The organism is Cupriavidus sp. GW822-FHT06G04 (assembly GCF_058799075.1).
On the sequence record NZ_JBXALD010000031.1, the window covers coordinates 1 to 2,072 of the forward strand.

Below are 2,072 nucleotides of genomic sequence, written 5' to 3' on the forward strand. Positions count from 1 at the left end.
GCCGGTAGCAGCCCGTGGCCACCATGCGATACTCCAATCCGCCAGCCTGATGGGGCTATGTCCCGGATCGGCCAGAAGCGGCCGAACCCCAGTTGTGTTGCACCGGCCGATGTGTATTGAACTTCAGCCGCTGCGGAAGATGGCAGGTCACCACCTGATGAGCCAAGTCAGTGGTACCGTGTCGGGACGTTGTCGAGAGTCCCGACCAGGTGATCCCCTGAGGGTGCCTGCCTCCAACCAGCAGCCTCTTCCTGTAAACAAACGACGACACCCCACCTCAAAGTTACCGGCGCATCTAACACATTTGCTACATTTAGCGTCTACTCCGAGCAGAGAGAGGGAGCGCCCCATATGCTGGAAGACTTCGATGACCTTGTGGAAGCGTCAATGGCTGAATGGCAATTGCCGGGCCTTGCGCTGGCCGTGATCAAGGATCAGGAGACGATCCTGATGAAGGGCTATGGCGTTCGCGACGTCGACTCGCGATTGCCGGTGACCACCGATACGCAATTCCTGCTTTGTTCGATTACTAAGTCCTTCACGGCGGCGGGGTTGGGGCTCCTGGTGGACGAAGGGAAGCTCGATTGGACGCGGCCCGTGCGCGAGTACCTTCCAGAGTTCCGGCTGTACGATCCAGTGGCAACCGAACGTGTGACAGTGCGCGACCTGCTTAGCCACCATAGCGGCCTTCCTCGGCACGACTGGATCCACTCGCCAGGCGACCTTTCCACAGCGCAGATTCTGGCTGCCCTCCGGCATCTGGAACCAAGCCACGATGTTCGCGACACCTATCAGTACCAGAATCTGGCCTACCTCGTGGCCGGACACATCGCGGAACGCATCGCAGGCATGCCCTGGGATGACTTCCTGGCGGAGCGCCTGTTGCAGCCATTGGGCTTCCAGAATTTCAGTCTGTCCATCGAAGCGCTCGCCGAAACGCAAGACCATGCGCACCCCCACATTGAGGAGGAAGGCCGAATTCAGCGCGCGAGTTTGACGCCAATACGGGCGCTGCCGGCTGGTGGTTTGAATGCCGCCGTTTCAGATCTCGCCAAGTGGATGCGCTTTCTGTTGCACAACGGGGAGATCAACGGCAAGCAGCTACTGTCAGCGGATATCGTCCGGCAGATGTCCGCTCCGTGCGTGCATGCTGGCCGCTCAGCGTTTGGGGAGATCGGCGAGATTCACTATGGGCTAGGCTTGGCGACCGAGTACTATCGTGGTGAGCGAAAGGTTTCGCATTCGGGATCGTGGGTGGGCTGGGGGACGTTGATGACTATGCTTCCCGAGCGCCGCATTGCCGTAGCCGTCTTGACCAATCAGGCTCCAAGTCCGGTGACCGAGTTGTTGACCTATGCCGCGCTCGACAGGCTGTGCGGCCAAGAGCCGATTGACTGGTTTGGCCGTTTCGGCGAAATGCGCCGGAAGATCGTTGCACAGCGGAGCATTGACAAAGCCGTAAGCAGGACCAGCCACCGTACCGAAACGAAGCCCAGCCACGCCCTGCACGAGTATGCTGGCACGTACGACCACCCCGCGTATGGATGCATGATCATCGCGCACGAAGGAGACACCTTAACTTGGCGATGGCGTGGCATGTCGGGCCCGCTCCAGCACCACCACTACGACGTATTCATGACCCTGCGCGAGCCGTCGAAGATTCATCCCGACGAGCTGCCTTTGATGTTTGGCTACAACCGCGAAGGCGTCATCGACAAGATTTCCGCTCCGCTAGAGCCAATGGTCGCCGATATTGTCTTTAGTCGCATGCCCGCCGGCGACGTCATGGACCGACGCTTTCGCGCGCGTTGTGCCGGAACCTATTCGCATGGATCCCAGGAAATCCAGGTCAGCCCGGATGCAGCAGGTGGCTTGACACTGCAAATCGGGAAGCAACAGATCCATCAGTTAATGCCCCTCGACGGAAGGACCTTCGAGCTTGGCAAACTCGCGGGTTATCGCGTGGAATTCCGGTTGACTTCGGAGAATGTCGTGGACGGAATCATCTTCCACCAGCCAAACGGAACGTTTCTGGCTTTGCGAAGCGGCTGAGCTCAATGGCACAAACTACT

The 2,072-nt window shown here is 59.1% G+C and carries 1 protein-coding gene; it reads left to right on the plus strand.

The genetic code is table 11. The features are described from left to right. Positions 1–351 precede the first annotated feature (351 nt). Entirely contained in the window at positions 352–2,052 is a 1,701-nt protein-coding gene (locus tag AC1RKI_RS30020; protein WP_492798419.1) for a serine hydrolase, read from the plus strand. Positions 2,053–2,072 lie beyond the last annotated feature (20 nt).

What these genes read in the sequence shown, in the direction of transcription:
- AC1RKI_RS30020 (WP_492798419.1), top strand. Translation starts at nt 352, where the DNA reads ATGCTGGAAGACTTCGATGACCTTGTGGAAGCGTCAATGGCTGAATGG.